The organism is Streptomyces sp. DI166, assembly GCF_900091315.1.
Classification (GTDB): Bacteria; Actinomycetota; Actinomycetes; order Streptomycetales; family Streptomycetaceae; genus Streptomyces; species Streptomyces fuscus.
This window is the reverse complement of record NZ_FLSP01000040.1, coordinates 40424-56370: the sequence shown is the minus strand read 5'-3', so window position 1 is coordinate 56370 and position 15947 is coordinate 40424. Positions and strand designations below refer to the sequence as shown.

Below are 15947 nucleotides of genomic sequence, written 5' to 3'. Positions count from 1 at the left end.
GGGACGGTGGCGCCCTCACCGGCTGCTTGTTCCGTACGGCCGTTCGGCGCGGGCGCAATGCGGTCGCGTGCCCGGTACACGTACCGCTAGCGTGCCCGCATGACGTCTGCCGATGCCTCCACCGAGGCCCACCCCAGGTTTGCCGCGGCTCTGGACGAGCTGGGGCTCGGATCAGTCCTCGCGCAGGTCCGGCGCTTCCCGGAGGCCACCCGGACCGCCGAGGAGGCCGCCGCCGCGATCGGGTGCGAGCTGAGCCAGATCTGCAAGTCCCTGATCTTCGCCGCCGACGGCGAGCCCGTCCTCGTGCTCATGGACGGCGCCTCCCGCGTCGACGTGGAACGGGTGCGCCGCGAACTCGGCGCCGAGAAGGTCACCCGGGCCAAGGCGGACGTCGTACGGGAGACCACCGGCTACGCCATCGGCGGCGTACCGCCCTTCGGGCACCGCACCCGGACCCGGGTCCTCGCCGACCGCTCGCTGCTCGACCACGACGTCGTCTGGGCGGCGGCCGGCACGCCGTACACCGTCTTCCCCATGGAGCCCAAGTCCCTGGTCGCCCACGCCGGCGGCACCTTGGTGGACGTGCGCGAGCGCACCGCGTGACACCCCTGGTCGCCACGGCGGTACTGCTCGCCGCGGTCACGCACGCGGGCTGGAACGCCCTCGCCCACCACATCCCCGACAAGCTCGTCGGGTTCACCCTGATCTCCGGCGGGGGGATGCTGATCGGGCTGGCGGCGGCGCCGTTCACGGCGTTCCCGGCCGCGGGGGCGTGGCCGTACCTGTTGTGCTCCGCGGCGATCCACATGGCCTACTACGCCCTGCTGATGAGGTCCTTCCGGCTCGGCGACTTCGGCCAGGCGTACCCCATCGCGCGCGGTACCGCGCCCCTGGTCGTCACGGTGCTGGCGGCGGTCTTCGCCCACGAGGTACCCGACGGCTGGGCGGCCACCGGCGTCGCCGTCTCCTGCGCGGGACTGACCGGGGTCGCGCTGTGGGGGCTGCGCGGGCGGCGGCCGAACTGGGCGGCCATCGGCGCCGCGGTCGCGACGGGCCTGACCATCGCCGCCTACACGGTCGTCGACGGCCTCGGCGTACGCGCCTCGGGCACCTCCCTCGGCTACATCGCCTGGCTGATGGCGGTGCAGGGCGCGGTCATCCCCGCGTACGCGGCTTGGCGCTGGCGCTCCGGCGCGGTCGCGGTGCTACGGCCCCACGCCGCGCTCGGCCTGCTCGGCGCCGCCCTGTCGGTGGCCGCGTACGCCCTGGTCCTGTGGGCCCAGACCCGGGCCGCGCTGGCGCCGATCGCCGCGCTCCGGGAGTCCTCGATCATCGTGGGTGCGGCCATCGGCGCGGTGTTCTTCAAGGAGCGGTTCGGAGCGCCGCGGATCGTGGCCGCGGCGCTGGTGGTGGCGGGGATCGGGTTGATGCTGCGGGCCGGGTAGGCGCCGCCGGTCAGGTCCGGTGCGCCGGGCGTACGGCGACCGCGTCGACCTCGAAGAGCATCCCGGGCAGGGCCAGGGCGGCGACTCCGCTCAGGGTCTGGGCGGGGAGGCGGTCGCCGAAGCGGGCGGCGAGCGCCTTGCCGAGCACCTCCAGCTTCGAGGGGTCGTGGTCGACGATGAATGTGCCGAGCCGCACCACGTGCTCGAAGCCGAGGCCCACGGCCTCCAGCGCCGAGCGCAGACGGTCGAAGGCGAGCTCCACCTGGGTGGCGAAGTCGCCGGGGACCGGCGCGCCGGAGGCGTCGGAGGCGTACTGGCCGGCGATGTGGACGATCTCGCCGGGTGCGGAGACGGCGTGGCTGTAGCCGAAGGAGGTCGGGTCGTGGAGCGTGGACGGGTTGGTGATCGTGCGCTCGTCGGACGTCATGATCCACTCAACACCCGGGCGCCGGGCGCGCATTCCGTGCGGCTGCGGTGGTGCGGAAGGTGGCTGGAGGAGCACCCTGGAATCAGGTGTTCCGGAGGTGATCGTCATGATGCACACCACAGTCGGCTGGCACGTCGACATGGAGTTCAGTGAGGACGAGCGGCACACGCGCGCGGCGGCGATGGTGCGACTGCCCGACGGCACGGAAGTACGGGCCCAGGGGCATGCCAGCCGCCACCAGACCGATGAGAATCAGCCGCGGGTCGGTGAGGAGATAGCGGGTGCGCGGGCGCTGAACGAACTCGCCATGCAGCTTCTGACGAAGGCGCACGGGGAGATCGACGCGGTTTCCGGGCGGACGTCGCATCCGATTCATGTGTGAGGTGTGAGGGGGTGCACTGAGGGGCGCGGGGCGCTTGATGGCTGTCGAGCGCCGGGCGTGTTCCGGGTGCGCGGGGCGTGCGCGAAGGTGTGCGCGCCCCGCGTGCGTGTGCTCTTACGCGCCCTTGGTGAGCGACTCGCGCACCGCACGGACCAGCGCCTGGGCGCGCGGGTCAGCGGTCACCGTCTTGCGGAAGCCGTTCGTGACATAGCCGAACGCGATGCCGGAGGCCGGGTCGGCGAAACCGAGGGAGCCGCCGCGGCCGGGGTGGCCGAAGGAGTCGGGGGACAGGAACGGGGACGCGCTGCCGTGCAGCATGAACCCGAGGCCGAAGCGGGTGTTCACCACCAGGACGCGGTCCGGTCCTGCGGACTCCTCCGCGCGGGCGAGCTTCGCCGTGGCCTCGTCGAACAGGCGCACCCCGTCGACCTCGCCGATGAGCGCCGCGTATATACGGGCGAGTCCGTCGGCGGTGGCTATGCCGTTGGTGGCGGGCAGCGCGGACGCCCGGTACGCCGGTTCGTTCTGCTCCGGGAAGGGAGTGATCGCGGCGAAGGCGCGGCGGGTGAGGGAGTCAGGGTCGGTGTAGGCGGCGGTGACCGAGCGCTTGGGGCGGGCGCGCAGGACCGCCCCGGCCGGCGGTTCGGGCCCCTCGATGTCGCCGACGCGCCCCGCACGCCCCGCGCTCTCCTCGGCGGCCGGGAGTCCGAGCCAGAAGTCGGCGCCGAGCGGCCCGGCGATCTCGGCCGCGATCCACTCGCCCGCGCTCTGCCCCGTGATCCGGCGCACGATCTCGTCGAGCATCCAGCCGTAGGTCAGCGCGTGATAGCCGTGCGCGCTCCCCGGCTCCCACGCGGGCGCCTGCGCGGCCACCGCCTCGGGCCCCCGCGCCGGATCGAGCGCCTCCTGCGGCGTGAGCGGCCGGTCGAGCACCGGCAGCCCGGCCCGGTGGTTGAGCACCTGCCGGACCGTCACCCGCTCCTTGCCCCGCGCCTTGAACTCCGGCCAGTACTCACCCACCGGCGCGTCCAGGTCCAGCTGCCCGCGCTGATGCAGCAGCAGGAGTACGGCGGCGGCGACGCCCTTGGTCGCCGAGCGCACGACCTGCGCCGTCCCCCGCTGCCAGGGGTCGGTGCCGTCGACGTCCTTGGCACCGGCCCACAGGTCGACGACCTTCCGCCCGTCCCGGTAGACGGCGACCGCCGCGCCCCGCTCCCCGAGCGTGGCGAAGTTCCGCGCGAACGCCTCTCCGACCGGCTCGAAGCCCTCGGCCACTGCGCCGTTCACGTCCACGTCCGTACTCCTTCGTGCCCTGCTCAGGTGAAGCTGTCTCCCTCTCACCCAAGCAGGACGGACACGTCGATGTTCCCGCGGGTCGCGTTGGAGTAGGGGCAGACCTCGTGGGCGGCGTCCACCAGCTTCGTCGCGACGTCCGGGTCCAGCACCGGCAGGGAGACGTTGAGGGCGACCGCGAGCCCGTAACCGCGCTGCTTGTTGGGGCCGATGCCGACCTTCGCGGCGACGGTGGAGCCGGACAGGTCGTAACCGGCGCGGCGTCCGACCAGGACCAGCGCGTTGTGGAAGCAGGCGCTGAATCCGGCGGCGAACAGCTGCTCGGGGTTGGTGCCGTTCCCGTCACCGCCGAGCTGCGGAGGCATCGCCACGCGCAGTTCCAGGTGGCCGTCCTGACTGGTGACGTAGCCGTCCCTGCCGCCGTGCGCGGTGGCCTCGGCGACGTACATGATCTTGGTGGGACGGGTGTCGACAGCGGTGCCCTCGGTCAAGGCCGTCGCCTCCCGGAAAGAGTGTGCGTAATTACATCGTGCACAAGGTACTGGCCGGTAGGTGGTGGAGGTGCGGGCAGGGGGGTGGGAACCGGGGGTAACGCCGGGGTGAGGGGGTGAGCGCGGGCGTGTAGGGGCCGCCGGGCGCCCGGCGTGCGAGGCCCGGCGCGAAAGGCGGTGCGCGCGACTGCCGCGGGCGCCGGTCGGGCCCACGCGACTCTCGCGCGCAAAGATCGACGCACGCGGCTCGGCGCGCCACGCGGCTCGGCGCGCGCCCCTGCGCGCACTCCTCAGCGCGCGTCGCTCACCGCGCGCGGTCCGCCGCCGACTGCGCCTTGTCCGCCAGCCGCCACAACTCCTCGCGCAACCGCGCGACCTCCGGCCCGTCGAGCTCCGTCGCCGCGAGCAGCGCGCCCGGTACGCGCGCCGCGCGCTCCCGGAGTTCCTCCGCGCGCCCCGTGCACGCCACGAGCACCGAGCGCTCGTCGCCCGCCGCGCGCTCCCGGCGCACAAGCCCCGCGCTCTCCAGCCGCTTGAGCAAGGGCGACACCGTGCCGTAGTCCAGCCGCAGCGCCCCCGCCAGCTCCTTCACCGTCGTCTCGCCCCGCTCCCACAGCACCAGCAGCACCAGGTACTGCGGATACGTGAGCCCGAGGTCGTCGAGCAGCGGCCGGTACGCGGCCGTGACCGCGCGCTGGGCCGCGTACAGCGCGAAGCACAGCTGCTCGTCCAGCAGCAGGGACCCGGCGGCGCTGTCTTGGTGGCTCGTCACCCGCCCATTGTCACGGACGGGCGCCGGGCACCGGGACGGAACGCGGATCGAAACCGAAGGGCAGCTCCAGCCGGTGCGCGCGCATCAGCTCCTCGTCGGCGAGCAGTTCCCCGGTCCCGCCGTCCGCGGCGATCACTCCCTCGCTCAGGATCAGCGCGCGCGGGCACAGTTCCAGGGCGTAGGGCAGGTCGTGGGTGACCATCAGGACGGTGACGTCCAGCGAGCGCAGGATGTCGGCCAGTTCGCGGCGCGAGGCGGGGTCGAGGTTGGAGGAGGGCTCGTCCAGGACGAGGATCTCCGGCTCCATCGCCAGCACCGTCGCCACCGCCACCCGGCGGCGCTGCCCGAACGACAGGTGGTGCGGCGGCCGTTCCTTGAACTCGGCCATGCCGACCTGCTCCAGCGCCAGGTCCACCCGCTCCTCCAGCGCGGCCCCCTTCAGCCCGGCCGCCGCGGGCCCGAAGGCCACGTCCTCGCGGACCGTCGGCATGAAGAGCTGGTCGTCGGGGTCCTGGAAGACGATGCCGACCTTGCGCCGGATCTCGGCCATGTGCGCGCGCCCCACCGGCAGCCCCGCGACCTTCACCGTGCCGGTGCCGCCGGTCAGGATGCCGTTGAGGTGCAGCACGAGGGTGGTCTTGCCGGCGCCGTTCGGGCCGAGCAGCGCGACCCGTTCGCCGCGCTCGATGCTGAAGTCGACGCCGAACAGGGCCTGGTGGCCGTCGGGGTAGGCGAAGGCGAGGCCGGAGACCTCCAGAGAAGCAGTCACAGCGTCCATCCCAGCAGACATACGACGAGGGCGGCCAAGGGGAGGGTGAAGGCGTGCGCCCACTGCGCGCGGGACGCGGTCACCTCGTCGATGACCGGCATGGCACCGGTGTACCCGCGGCTGACCATGGCCAGGTGGACGCGCTCGCCGCGTTCGTAGGAGCGGATGAACAGGGCGCCCGCCGACTTCGCGAGCACCCCCCAGTGCCGTACGCCCCGCGCCTCGAAGCCGCGCGACTCCCGGGCGATGCGCATGCGCCGCATCTCGTCGGTGATGACGTCGCCGTACCGGATCATGAAGGAGGCGATCTGGACCAGCAGCGGCGGGAGCTTCAGGCGCTCCAGACCCAGCAGGAGTTCGCGCAGTTCGGTGGTGGCCGCCAGGAGCACCGAGGCGGCCACGCCCAGGGTGCCCTTGGCGAGGACGTTCCAGGCGCCCCACAGACCGCTGACGCTCAGCGACATGCCGAGGACCTCGACGCGCTCGCCCTCCGCCACGAAGGGCATGAGCACCGCGAAGGCGACGAACGGCACCTCGATCAGCAGCCGTTTGAGCAGGAAACCGGCGGGCACGCGCGCGTGGTACGCCACTCCCGCGAGCAGGGCGGCGTACAGGCCGAACGCCCACATCGCCTCGCGCGGGGTGGAGACCACGACCACCACGAACGCGAACGTGGCGGCCAGCTTGGTGTGCGGCGGCAGACCGTGCACGGGGGAGTGCCCGTGCCGGTAGAGCCTGTGCGCGTGCCCGGCGCCCATGTCAGACGCTCGTGCTCACCGGGGAGACGTCGTCCGCCGAACGGCGCCTGCGCACCGCCCAGAACACGCCCGTGCCCGCGGCGACCGTGACACCGACGCCGATGACGCCCGCCAGCCCCCCGGACAGGCGGGCGTCGTCCACGTCCTTCACCCCGTAGTCCGCCAACGGGGAGTCGGCGTAGTCGTGTTCCTCGGCCTTCTTGTCGATGCCGTGGTCGGCGGCGACCTTCTCCAGGCCGTCGGGGTTCGCCGAGGCGTAGAAGCTGACGAAGCCCGCGAGGACGAGCGAGGTGACCAGGCCCGAGATCCACAGCGCGCGGCGGGACGTGCGCGCCGCGACGGGCGCCGTGCGCGCTCCGTCACGCGCCTCATCGGGCGCCGGAGCGTCCACCAGCGCGCCGTTCACCCGCAGTTGCAGGCGCTGACGCAGGCCGCGCGCGCCGTACACGAGATCAGGGCGCACGGCGATGACCGCGCCCACCGTGAGCGCCGTGATCGCCGCCTCTCCGATCCCGATGAGCAGGTGCACGCCGACCATGGCGCCCGCGACCTTGCCGATCGAGACGTCGGTGGTGCCGCCGACGGCGTACATCAGCGTGAAGACCAGCGCGGAGGCCGGTACCGAGACCAGCGCGGCGACGAAAGAGGCGATGGTCACCGACCGCCGGGTGCGCGGCAGCAGCTTCACCAGCGGGCGGAAGAGGGCGTAGGCGACGACCGTGGTCACGACCGCCATGTTGGTGATGTTCACACCGAGCGCGGTCAGGCCGCCGTCCGCGAAGAGGATGCCCTGCATGAGCAGGACCACGGACACGCACAGCACACCTGTGTAGGGGCCGACGAGGATCGCGGCGAGGGCGCCGCCGAGCAGATGGCCGCTGGTGCCGGCGGCGACGGGGAAGTTCAGCATCTGCACCGCGAAGATGAAGGCGGCCACCAGGCCGGCCAGCGGGGCGGTGCGTTCGTCGAGCTCACGGCGTGCGCCGCGCAGGCTCACGGCGACCGCTGCGGCGGCGACCGCTCCGGTCGCGACCGAGGTCGGGGCGTCTATGAATCCGTCAGGCACATGCACCGTTCGATGATAGTGGCTTGTTGCGAACTACTTGCAAGAGCGTGTGGCAGAAAACAACCGGCGCACAGTCTCCGGCTCCAGGGGCGCGCCGCTGAAAATGTGCGACATTGGAGAGAAAGCGGATTCTTAGCTTTCGCATAGGTCGCTCAGTGTGAAGGGGCCGTCCGATGTCCGTAGTCGAGCAGTACGCACGCGCCCACATCGTCACCGACACCGACGTCCGACTACAGGAAGAAAGCGACGCCGTCCCCGTAGTCCTGCGCTACGACCCCGATCTCGACCCGCGCGCGGTGCGGTTCGGGCTGCCCGGGGCGCACGAGTGGACCTGCGACCGGTCCCTGCTGGAGCAGGGGCTGCGCGCCCCGGCCGGCAGCGGCGAGATACGGGTGTGGCCGTGCGGCCGCGTCCAGGCGGTGGTCGAGTTCCACTCGGCGCAGGGCGTCTCCGTCGTGCAGTTCGAGAGCAAGGCGCTGCTGCGGTTCCTGCGACGCACGTACATCGCGGCCGCCGAGCCCGTGCACCACTGAGCCCGGCTTCCCGCCCGGCCCGTGCACCACTGAGCCCGGCTTCCCGCCCGGCCCGTGCAGCACAGAGCCCGGCTTCCCGCCAGGCCCGTGCACCACTGAGCTCGGCCTCCCGCCGAGCCCGTGCAGCACAGAGCCCGTAAGGCTCAGCCGCCCAGCTTCAGCAGGGCCGCCACGATCGGCCCCGCCGTCTCACCGCCGTGTCCGGCCGCCTGGACCACGCCCGCCGCGGCCAGGTCGCCCCGGTACGCGGTGAACCAGCCGTTCGGCTTCTTCTGGTTGTCCACCTCCGCCGAGCCGGTCTTCGCGCCGACATCGCCGCCGACCCCGGCCATCGCCTCGGCGGCCGTGCCGTAGGCGGCCGTGTAGCTCATCAGCTCGCGGAGCTGGGACAGCGTGTCCGCGGACATCGTGCGCGCGGCCTTCGCCAGCTGCCTGCCGTCCACCTCGGGCGAGACCAGGTAGGGCTGGTGGAAGACGCCCGACTTCACCGTCGCCGAGACCGACGCCATGTTCAGCGGGTTCATCCGCACCCCGCCCTGGCCGATCAGCTCGGCCGCCATCTGCGCCTTCGACTGCACGGGTACGGAGCCGTCGAAGGTCGACACGCCCACGGACCAGTTGTTCAGGCCGAGCCCGAAGACCTCCTGGGCCTGCTTGGTGAGGCTGTCGTCGTCCAGTTCCGGGGCCTGGCTGATGAAGGCGGTGTTGCAGGAGCGGGCGAAGCTCGCCTTGAAGGTGCCGCCCTTGATCTGGAACTTGTCGTCGTTCTGGAACTTCCAGCCGCCGTGCGTGAAGTACTTCGGGCACGGGTGCGGCTTGTTCGCCGAGGCCAGCCCCTTCTCGATGAGCAGCGAGGAGGTGACGACCTTCATGGTGGAGCCCGGCGCGAGGGAGCCCTGGAAAGCGGTGTTGAAGCCCTTGGAGGCGTTCGCCGCGGCGAGGATCTCACCGGTGGAGGCGCGCAGCACCACCACGGACGAGCGCGGCTTCCGCGCGACCTGTGCCTCGGCGGCGGCCTGGAGTTCGGGGTCGAGGGTGGTCTTCACGGTGCCGGGGGTGCCCTTGCTGAGCTCCAGCAGCGTCTTGTCCGCCGACTTCGAGCCCTTGGCGCGGTCCACGCGCAGTTCGATGCCCGCCTTGCCGCCGGCCTTCTTGCCGTACTTCTCGCGCAGGCTGTCCAGGATCGAGCCGAGCGAGGCGTACTTGTCGGTCGTCAGCTCGCCGCCGTCCCGGTCGAGGGCCTTGACGGGCGGGGTCCCGGCCTCGCCGGTGACCAGGGTGTCGCCGTCCTTGAGGTCGGGGTGCACGACGGACGGCTTCCACGCGACGACCGGTTCGCCGTCGGACTCGCGCCGTACGACCGTCAGCGCGCTGTCGTACGCCAGTGGCTTGCTGATCTTTCCGTGCGTCACCGTGCCCTTGACGGAGAAGGGGACCCCGGCGCCCTTCGGGGTGCCCGGGGTGAGGGTGACGTCCTTGATGCGGGCGTCCTTGGTGTAGCCGGTGAGGAGCTTCCGGGCGGCCTCGGCGTCGTCGGTGGCCTCGGCGGCCTCGGTGACCTTGCCCTTCTGCCAGGCGGTGAGGAAGGTACGGGAGGCGGTGGCGACCTCCTTCGCGGACAGCGGGCCGGTCTTGACCTTCGGCTTCTGCTCGGCCGCGGCTTGGGTGCGGTCCTCGGCCGCGGCACCGCCGCCGAACAGCGCGTACCCGCCGACGCCGGCGCCCACGGCGACCACGGCGATCGCCCCGCCGGCCAGCACGGCGGGTCTGGTCCTCCGTCGCTCGGCGACGCGCCTTCTCTTGCCCACTGTCCTTCGATCCTCCGCGTTTGCCCGGGGTTGCCGACCGGCCCGACGACGGCACCACCCTAGAGTCCCGTCCCCGGCGGGTGAGCTTCAGCACCCCCAGCCGGGCTACGGCCCCCCGCTCAGCCCCCGGCCGGACACGGCCCCCGCTCAGCCCCCCGCCGCCAGCACGGCCCGCACGATCGGCCCCGCCGCCTCGCCGCCGCGCCCGCCGGACACGCTCATGGCCGCCGCGGCGACATCGTTGCGGAAGCCGGTGAACCAGCTGTTGGCGGCCTGACCGTCCACCTCGGCGGAACCGGTCTTGGCGCCTATGTCCCCGCCGAGCCCCCGCATCACCGCACTGGCGGTGCCCTGCGTCGCGGTGAGCCGCATCATCTGCTTGAGCTGGGCCGAGGTGCCGGCCGGCAGGCCCTTGGCGGTGGCCAGTTGACGGTCGTCCAGGTCGGGGGAGACGAGATACGGCTGCCGGAACGCCCCGGTGATCGCGGTCGCCGTGACGGAGGCCATGTTCAGCGGGCTCATCTGGACCTGACCCTGTCCGATGGCGTTGGCCGCGCGGTCCGGTCCGCCGGAGGCGGGCACGCTGCCGTCGAAGGAGGAGATACCGGTCTGCCAGTTGTCCCGCCCGAGCCCGAACCGCTCCTCGGCCTCCGCCGTCAGTGAGGCGTCGGTCAGCGGCTCCTCGTCGATGAGCTTGATGAATCCGGTGTTGCAGGAGCGCATGAAGGTGTTGGCGAGGGTGGCGTTCTCGTTGGGCTGCAGACCGGGCAGGTTCTTGAAGGTCTGGCTCTGCCAGGTGGCGGTGTCGGGGCAGGGCGCCGGGCTGTTCATGGAGGCCACGCCGTTGTCGATCAGCATGGCCGTCGTGACGATCTTCATCGTCGAACCGGGGGCCACCTTGCCCTCGAAGGCGGCGTTGAAGGCGTCCTCGCGATGGTTGGCCAGCGCCAGCACCTCGCCGGTGCTCGGCTTGAGCGCGACGACGGACGACTCCGGGTAGTTCTTCACGGCCTTCTCGGCCGCCGCCTGTACGCGCGCGCTCAGCGTGGTGCGCAGCTTGCCGGGCTCGCCCTCGGCGATCGTGAGCAGCGGGGTGTCGGCGACCTCCTCAGCCGCGTGTCTGATCACCAGCTCGACACCGGGAGTGCCGCCCGCCTTACTGCCGTAGCGCTGGCGCAGGGTGTCGATGACCAGGCCGAGGGAGGGGTACTCCTTCTTCGTGAGCACCTGCCCGTCGCGGTCCACGGCCTCGATGGGCGGGCTCGCGGACTCCTCGGTGACCAGGGTGTCGTTCTTCTTCAGCTGCGGATGGACGACGGACGGGTCCCAGTCGACCAGTGCCCGCCCGGAGGACTTGCCGCGCACGACCTTCAGTTCGCTGTCGTAGGCGAGCGGCTTGGTGGTCCCGTCGTAGGACACCTTCGCCTTGACGGAGAAGCGCACGACGCCGCCGTTCGCGGGGCGGGGAGTGATCCGCACGTCCTCGATGTGCGCGGCCTCGCCGTACGCGGTGAGCAGCGGCTCGGCCTCCTGCGCGAAGTCGGTGTACGACGCGGCCTGCGTCGCCTGCCCCTTCTCCCAGGCCGTGAAGAACTTCTGCGACGTCTCCTCGACCTCGTCCTCGGTCGGCGGCCCGGTCCGCACCTCCGGCGTCCCGTCACCGCTGACCGCGGACACGATGTTGTAGGCGCCGTACCCGGCACCGCCCACCATCACGGCGAACACCCCGCCGATGACTGCGGCCTTGACCCCCTTGCCCATTGGGCAGCCCTCCCCGTTTCCCCGTATGCCTTGCACTGTACGGGGAGGGTGTGACACACGGGCCGGGAGTTTCCCGATCGTTGTCTGGTGCGCATCCTCGAACGCGCGGGCGGGCGGATACGATCACCGCGCCCCGGGTGCTGGCAAGCTCGGGGCGCCTGACCGGCGACCGCGCCCGCCTGGCTCCTGCTCGGAGCGGGGTACGTCTCATGACGGGCGGTCGCCGGTCGCCTGCCGGGCTAGACCCACGTATCCAGCCACATCCGCGCCCGCCAGTCGTCGATCGGGATGGCGGTGCCGGTGTAGATGGGCCAGAAGTAGATGAAGTTCCACGCGATCAGCAGGACCAAGACGCCCGCACCGGTGGCGCCCGCCACGCGGCGGGTCTCCGTGGAGTTCGGGGGGCCGATGATCGCGCCGAGGAGCATGGCCACCGCGAGGCAGAGGAAGGGCAGGAAGACGACGGCGTAGAAGAAGAAGATCGTGCGTTCCTGGTAGAGGAACCAGGGCAGGTAGCCGGCCGCGATGCCGCAGGCGATGGCGCCCGCGCGCCAGTCGCGGCGGAAGAACCAGCGCCACAGGACGTACAGCACCGCGAAGGCGGCGACCCACCACAGCAGCGGGGTGCCGATGGCCAGGACCTCGCGGGCGCACTTCTCGCCGGCGTCGACGGGGCAGCCGTCCTTGCCGGGGGCCGGGGACTCGTAGAAGTAGGACACCGGGCGGCCGGTGATGATCCAGCTCCACGGGTTGGACTCGTAGGTGTGCGGCGAGGACAGGCCGACGTGGAACTCGTAGACCTGCGTCTCGTAGTGCCACAGGCTGCGCCACCAGTCGGGGAACAGCCAGGACCAGTCGCTGTTCCTGCCGTCCTTCACGGCCCAGTTGCGGTAGTAGCCGCCGGAACCGTCCGTGGCGGACATGATCCAGCCGGTCCAGGACGCCAGGTAGGTGACGATCGCGACGGGCACCGTGGCCAGGAAGGCCAGGCCCAGGTCGTGCCGGACGACCGCGGCGTAGGGGCGGCCCGCGCCGGCCACCTTGCGGGTGCCGACGTCCCACAGGACCGTGAGCAGGCCGAACGCGACCAGGAAGTACAGGCCGTTCCACTTGGTGCCGATGGCCAGGCCCAGCATCACACCGGCCGCCCAGCGCCAGGGCCGCCAGCCCAGGCCCAGGGTGTCGGCGGTGGGCGCGTGCGGGAGGACCCGGCCCGCGTCGTCCGTGGGGAGGGCCGCGGCGAGCCGTTCGCGCGCCTTGTCGCGGTCGACCACCAGACAGCCGAACGCGGCCAGCACGAAGAACATCAGCACCCCGTCGAGCAGCGCGGTGCGGCTCATCACGAAGTGCAGTCCGTCCACCGCCATCAGCGCGCCCGCGAGGCACCCGAGGAAGGTGGAGCGGAAGATCCGGCGGCCGATCCGGCAGAGCATCAGCACCGACAGCGTGCCGAGCAGCGCGGTCATGAACCGCCAGCCGAACGGGTCGAACCCGAACATCAGCTCGCCCAGCCCGATGACGTACTTGCCGACCGGCGGATGGACGACGTACGCGGCGTCCGTCGGGATGGCGACCTTGTCGGCCAGGTCCAGCACCGCGTTGTTGGCGTTCTTGTCCCAGTTGACCTCGAAGCCGCGGTGGACGAGCGCCCAGGCGTCCTTGGCGTAGTACGTCTCGTCGAATATCACCGCCTTCGGGCTGCCCAGGTTCCAGAACCGCAGGATGCCCGCGAACAGCGTGACCAGCAGCGGTCCGCCCCAGCCGGACCAGCGCAGCAGCCGGTCGGTGAGGGTCGGCGGCAGGCCAAGCACCTTCCACAGTCTCGGTCCGGGCTGCGCGTACGGCGGTACCAGGCGGTCGCGGACATCGCTCTTCGGCCCCGCCGTGTATCCGAATCGCCGCAGCCGCTGCTGCCACGAGGGCCGCTGGTCCTGCGGCGTCTGGCCCTGCCGGGTGTCCGTGGTGTCCATGGACGACGCTGTACTGGTCACCGCGCCATCGTAGGGAACCCGTCTGTGGGAATCCCGCGCATGGCGCCTGCGAGGATGGAAACGTGACAGTAACGCCCGGAACCCTGGTCCTCGCCGGCACCCCCATCGGGGAGATCGCCGACGCCCCGCCCCGGCTCGCCGAGGAGCTCGCCGGCGCCGATGTCGTCGCCGCCGAGGACACCCGGCGGCTGCGTCGGCTGACCCAGGCGCTGGGCGTCACTCCCAAGGGGCGCGTGGTGTCGTACTTCGAGGGCAACGAGTCGGCCCGCACCCCCGAACTCGTCGAGGAACTGCTCGGCGGTGCGCGTGTGCTGCTCGTCACCGACGCCGGGATGCCCTCCGTCTCCGACCCCGGCTACCGGCTGGTCGCCGCCGCCGTCGAACGGGACGTGCCGATCACGGCCGTTCCCGGCCCGTCCGCCGTGCTCACCGCGCTCGCGCTGTCCGGGCTGCCCGTGGACCGGTTCTGCTTCGAGGGGTTCCTGCCGCGCAAGGCGGGCGAACGGCTCACCCGGCTGCGCGAGGTCGCCGAGGAGCGGCGCACGATGGTCTACTTCGAGGCCCCGCACCGCCTCGACGACACCCTGGCCGCGATGGCCTCCGTCTTCGGCGAGGAGCGGCGGGCCGCGGTGTGCCGGGAGCTGACCAAGACCTACGAGGAGGTCAGGCGCGGCACGCTCGGCGAGCTGGCCGCCTGGGCCGCCGAGGGCGTGCGCGGGGAGATCACGGTCGTCGTGGAGGGCGCGCCGGACAAGGGGCCCGAGGAGATCGGCCCGGAGGAGCTGGTGCGGCGGGTGCGGGTCCGTGAGGAGGCGGGGGAGCGCCGCAAGGAGGCGATCGCCGCGGTGGCGGTGGAGGCGGGGCTGCCCAAGCGGGTCGTGTTCGACGCCGTGGTGGCGGCAAAGACCAAGTGATGTCCGCGGCGCCCCTCGCCATGCCGCGGTAAAGCGGTACGGGCGCTTCGGCAAGGAACGCCCAAGTCGCGGCCAACAGTGCACAGTTCGCGTGCTTTCGGCTCCGCCGAGGAGTCCACTGGCCACAGGGGCGCAATCCGCCCCACCAGCGGATCATCTGGAGCCGGTATGAGCGACACCGCAGGGCGGACCCGTCTGCGCACCGCGACCACACCCGTCGTCCACGAGTCGTACTCCTTCGCCTGCATGCGCTGCGGGCACGGCTGGGAGCAGTCCTACGAGATAGAGCACCACACGGACGCCGAGGGGCAGGAGTTCGTGCTGTACGTGTCCGACGGCCGGGTCGTGCCGTCCCCGCTGCGCCGGCCCACGTGCCAGAACTGCGACGCGCATCTCGTACGGATCATGCGCGCGGGGCGGGTGTCGGCGGTGCGCGACGCCGCGTACGGACACGAGGACGGGGGAGCCGCCGGGGAGCGGCACCACTGGCATCTGTCCGACCTGCTGCATCCCTTCCAGCGCGGGGCGCGCTGAGGAGCCCCGGGGGCCCTTTACCGGGTACGGTCCCGGCCTGCCGTTTCCGTAGGATCGACGGCATGTCTTCCGCCACCGACAAGAACGCCGCGCCGCCGCTCCCGGATCCCCTGCGGGTGCCCGTCGCCGACTCCCACACCCACCTCGACATGCAGTCCGGCACGGTGGAGGAGGGGCTCGCCAAGGCCGCGTCGGTCGGTGTGACGACGGTCGTGCAGGTCGGCTGCGACGTGCGCGGCTCGCAGTGGGCGGCGGACACGGCGGCGGCGCACGACAACGTCCACGCCGCCGTCGCCCTGCACCCCAACGAGGCCCCGCGGATCGTGCACGGCGACCCCGACGGCTGGTCCCGGCAGGGGGCGCGGGAGCCGCTCGGGGACGCGGGGCTCGACGCGGCGCTCGCCGAGATCGACCGGCTGGCCGCGCTGCCGCATGTGAAGGCCGTCGGAGAGACCGGCCTGGACTACTTCCGCACCGGCGAGGGCGGCAAGGAGGCACAGGACCGCTCCTTCCGGGCCCACATCGAGATCGCCAAGCGGCACGGCAAGGCGCTGGTCATCCACGACCGGGACGCCCACGCGGACGTGCTGCGGGTGCTGAAGGAGGAGGGCGCGCCGGAGCGCACCGTCTTCCACTGCTACTCCGGTGACGCCGAGATGGCGGAGATCTGCGCCCGCGCGGGGTACTTCATGTCCTTCGCCGGCAACGTCACCTTCAAGAACGCCCAGGACCTGCGGGACGCCGTGGCCGTCGCCCCGCTGGAGTTGCTCCTGGTGGAGACCGACGCGCCCTTCCTGACGCCCGCGCCGTACCGCGGACGGCCCAACGCGCCGTACCTGATCCCGGTCACGGTGCGCGCGATGGCCGCCGTGCGCGGGATCGACGAGGACGCGCTGGCGACGGCGCTGGGCGCGAACACGGCGCGCGCGTTCGGGTACTGAGCGCGTTCCGTCGAACGCGCGCCGCTCGCGACGGTGTGTAGTCGCGTCGCTTTGGAGAGTGA

The 15947-nt window shown here is 72.1% G+C and carries 17 protein-coding genes; 7 read left to right on the top strand and 10 right to left on the bottom strand.

Going from position 1 to position 15947, the window contains the following annotated elements; all coding sequences use genetic code 11:
* Positions 1–99 precede the first annotated feature (99 nt).
* Both GA0115233_RS20535 and GA0115233_RS20530 read left to right on the top strand, forming a co-directional pair.
* Positions 100–603, top strand: a complete 504-nt coding sequence (locus tag GA0115233_RS20535; RefSeq protein ID WP_093721724.1) for a YbaK/EbsC family protein — start codon at positions 100–102, stop codon at positions 601–603.
* Entirely contained in the window at positions 600–1445 is an 846-nt protein-coding gene (locus GA0115233_RS20530; protein WP_093721723.1) for an EamA family transporter, read from the top strand. Before GA0115233_RS20535 ends, GA0115233_RS20530 begins: the two co-directional genes overlap by 4 nt.
* 10 nt (positions 1446–1455) lie before the next feature.
* On the opposite strand, the gene GA0115233_RS20525 is transcribed toward GA0115233_RS20530, so the two are convergent.
* On the bottom strand, positions 1456–1872 hold the full coding sequence (locus GA0115233_RS20525; RefSeq protein WP_093721722.1) for a RidA family protein: 417 nt from the start codon (positions 1870–1872) through the stop codon (positions 1456–1458).
* Between the two features lie 106 nt (positions 1873–1978).
* Here GA0115233_RS20525 and GA0115233_RS20520 point away from each other — a divergent pair, with 106 nt between their 5' ends.
* Positions 1979–2254, top strand: coding sequence for a DUF1876 domain-containing protein (locus GA0115233_RS20520; RefSeq protein ID WP_093721738.1), 276 nt, complete (start codon positions 1979–1981; stop codon positions 2252–2254).
* A 114-nt stretch (positions 2255–2368) separates the two neighbouring features.
* Here the strand turns inward: GA0115233_RS20520 and GA0115233_RS20515 are convergent, their stop codons facing one another.
* The 6 genes from GA0115233_RS20515 to GA0115233_RS20490 form a co-directional block, all read right to left on the bottom strand.
* Positions 2369–3547: a serine hydrolase domain-containing protein gene (locus GA0115233_RS20515; protein WP_093721721.1), complete on the bottom strand. Its 1179-nt coding sequence runs from the start codon at positions 3545–3547 to the stop codon at positions 2369–2371.
* A gap of 44 nt (positions 3548–3591) precedes the next feature.
* Positions 3592–4038, bottom strand: coding sequence for an organic hydroperoxide resistance protein (locus GA0115233_RS20510; RefSeq protein ID WP_093721720.1), 447 nt, complete (start codon positions 4036–4038; stop codon positions 3592–3594).
* 304 nt (positions 4039–4342) lie between these two features.
* A complete protein-coding gene (locus GA0115233_RS20505; RefSeq protein ID WP_093721719.1) occupies positions 4343–4810 on the bottom strand; it encodes a MarR family winged helix-turn-helix transcriptional regulator in 468 nt (155 codons plus the stop codon).
* A 10-nt stretch (positions 4811–4820) separates the two neighbouring features.
* Positions 4821–5588 carry an energy-coupling factor ABC transporter ATP-binding protein gene (locus GA0115233_RS20500; RefSeq protein ID WP_250747627.1) on the bottom strand — a complete coding sequence of 256 codons (768 nt, stop codon included), beginning with the start codon at positions 5586–5588 and terminating at the stop codon, positions 4821–4823.
* Positions 5576–6337 carry a cobalt ECF transporter T component CbiQ gene (cbiQ, locus tag GA0115233_RS20495; RefSeq protein WP_093721717.1) on the bottom strand — a complete coding sequence of 254 codons (762 nt, stop codon included), beginning with the start codon at positions 6335–6337 and terminating at the stop codon, positions 5576–5578. Before cbiQ ends, GA0115233_RS20500 begins: the two co-directional genes overlap by 13 nt.
* A gap of 1 nt (position 6338) precedes the next feature.
* Entirely contained in the window at positions 6339–7409 is a 1071-nt protein-coding gene (locus GA0115233_RS20490; protein WP_093721716.1) for an energy-coupling factor ABC transporter permease, read from the bottom strand.
* Between the two features lie 167 nt (positions 7410–7576).
* On the opposite strand from GA0115233_RS20490, the gene GA0115233_RS20485 reads away from it, so the two are divergent.
* Complete coding sequence (locus GA0115233_RS20485; protein ID WP_093721715.1) at positions 7577–7936, top strand: SsgA family sporulation/cell division regulator; 360 nt, start codon at positions 7577–7579, stop codon at positions 7934–7936.
* 143 nt (positions 7937–8079) lie between these two features.
* Here GA0115233_RS20485 and GA0115233_RS20480 read toward each other — a convergent pair whose 3' ends face one another.
* The 3 genes from GA0115233_RS20480 to GA0115233_RS20470 form a co-directional block, all read right to left on the bottom strand.
* On the bottom strand, positions 8080–9744 hold the full coding sequence (locus GA0115233_RS20480) for a penicillin-binding transpeptidase domain-containing protein (protein WP_093721714.1): 1665 nt from the start codon (positions 9742–9744) through the stop codon (positions 8080–8082).
* 147 nt (positions 9745–9891) lie between these two features.
* Positions 9892–11505: a penicillin-binding transpeptidase domain-containing protein gene (locus GA0115233_RS20475; protein ID WP_093721713.1), complete on the bottom strand. Its 1614-nt coding sequence runs from the start codon at positions 11503–11505 to the stop codon at positions 9892–9894.
* 239 nt (positions 11506–11744) lie between these two features.
* On the bottom strand, positions 11745–13496 hold the full coding sequence (locus GA0115233_RS20470) for a dolichyl-phosphate-mannose--protein mannosyltransferase (protein ID WP_176711880.1): 1752 nt from the start codon (positions 13494–13496) through the stop codon (positions 11745–11747).
* A gap of 62 nt (positions 13497–13558) precedes the next feature.
* Between GA0115233_RS20470 and rsmI the strand changes: the two genes are divergently transcribed.
* The 3 genes from rsmI (at position 13559) to GA0115233_RS20455 (ending at position 15885) form a co-directional block, all read left to right on the top strand.
* A complete protein-coding gene (gene rsmI / locus GA0115233_RS20465) occupies positions 13559–14410 on the top strand; it encodes a 16S rRNA (cytidine(1402)-2'-O)-methyltransferase (RefSeq protein ID WP_093721711.1) in 852 nt (283 codons plus the stop codon).
* 168 nt (positions 14411–14578) lie between these two features.
* Complete coding sequence (locus GA0115233_RS20460; protein WP_093721710.1) at positions 14579–14944, top strand: hypothetical protein; 366 nt, start codon at positions 14579–14581, stop codon at positions 14942–14944.
* Between the two features lie 62 nt (positions 14945–15006).
* The gene (locus GA0115233_RS20455) at positions 15007–15885 is read left to right on the top strand and encodes a TatD family hydrolase (RefSeq protein WP_093721709.1); all 879 of its coding nucleotides are present in this window, start codon (positions 15007–15009) and stop codon (positions 15883–15885) included.
* Positions 15886–15947 lie beyond the last annotated feature (62 nt).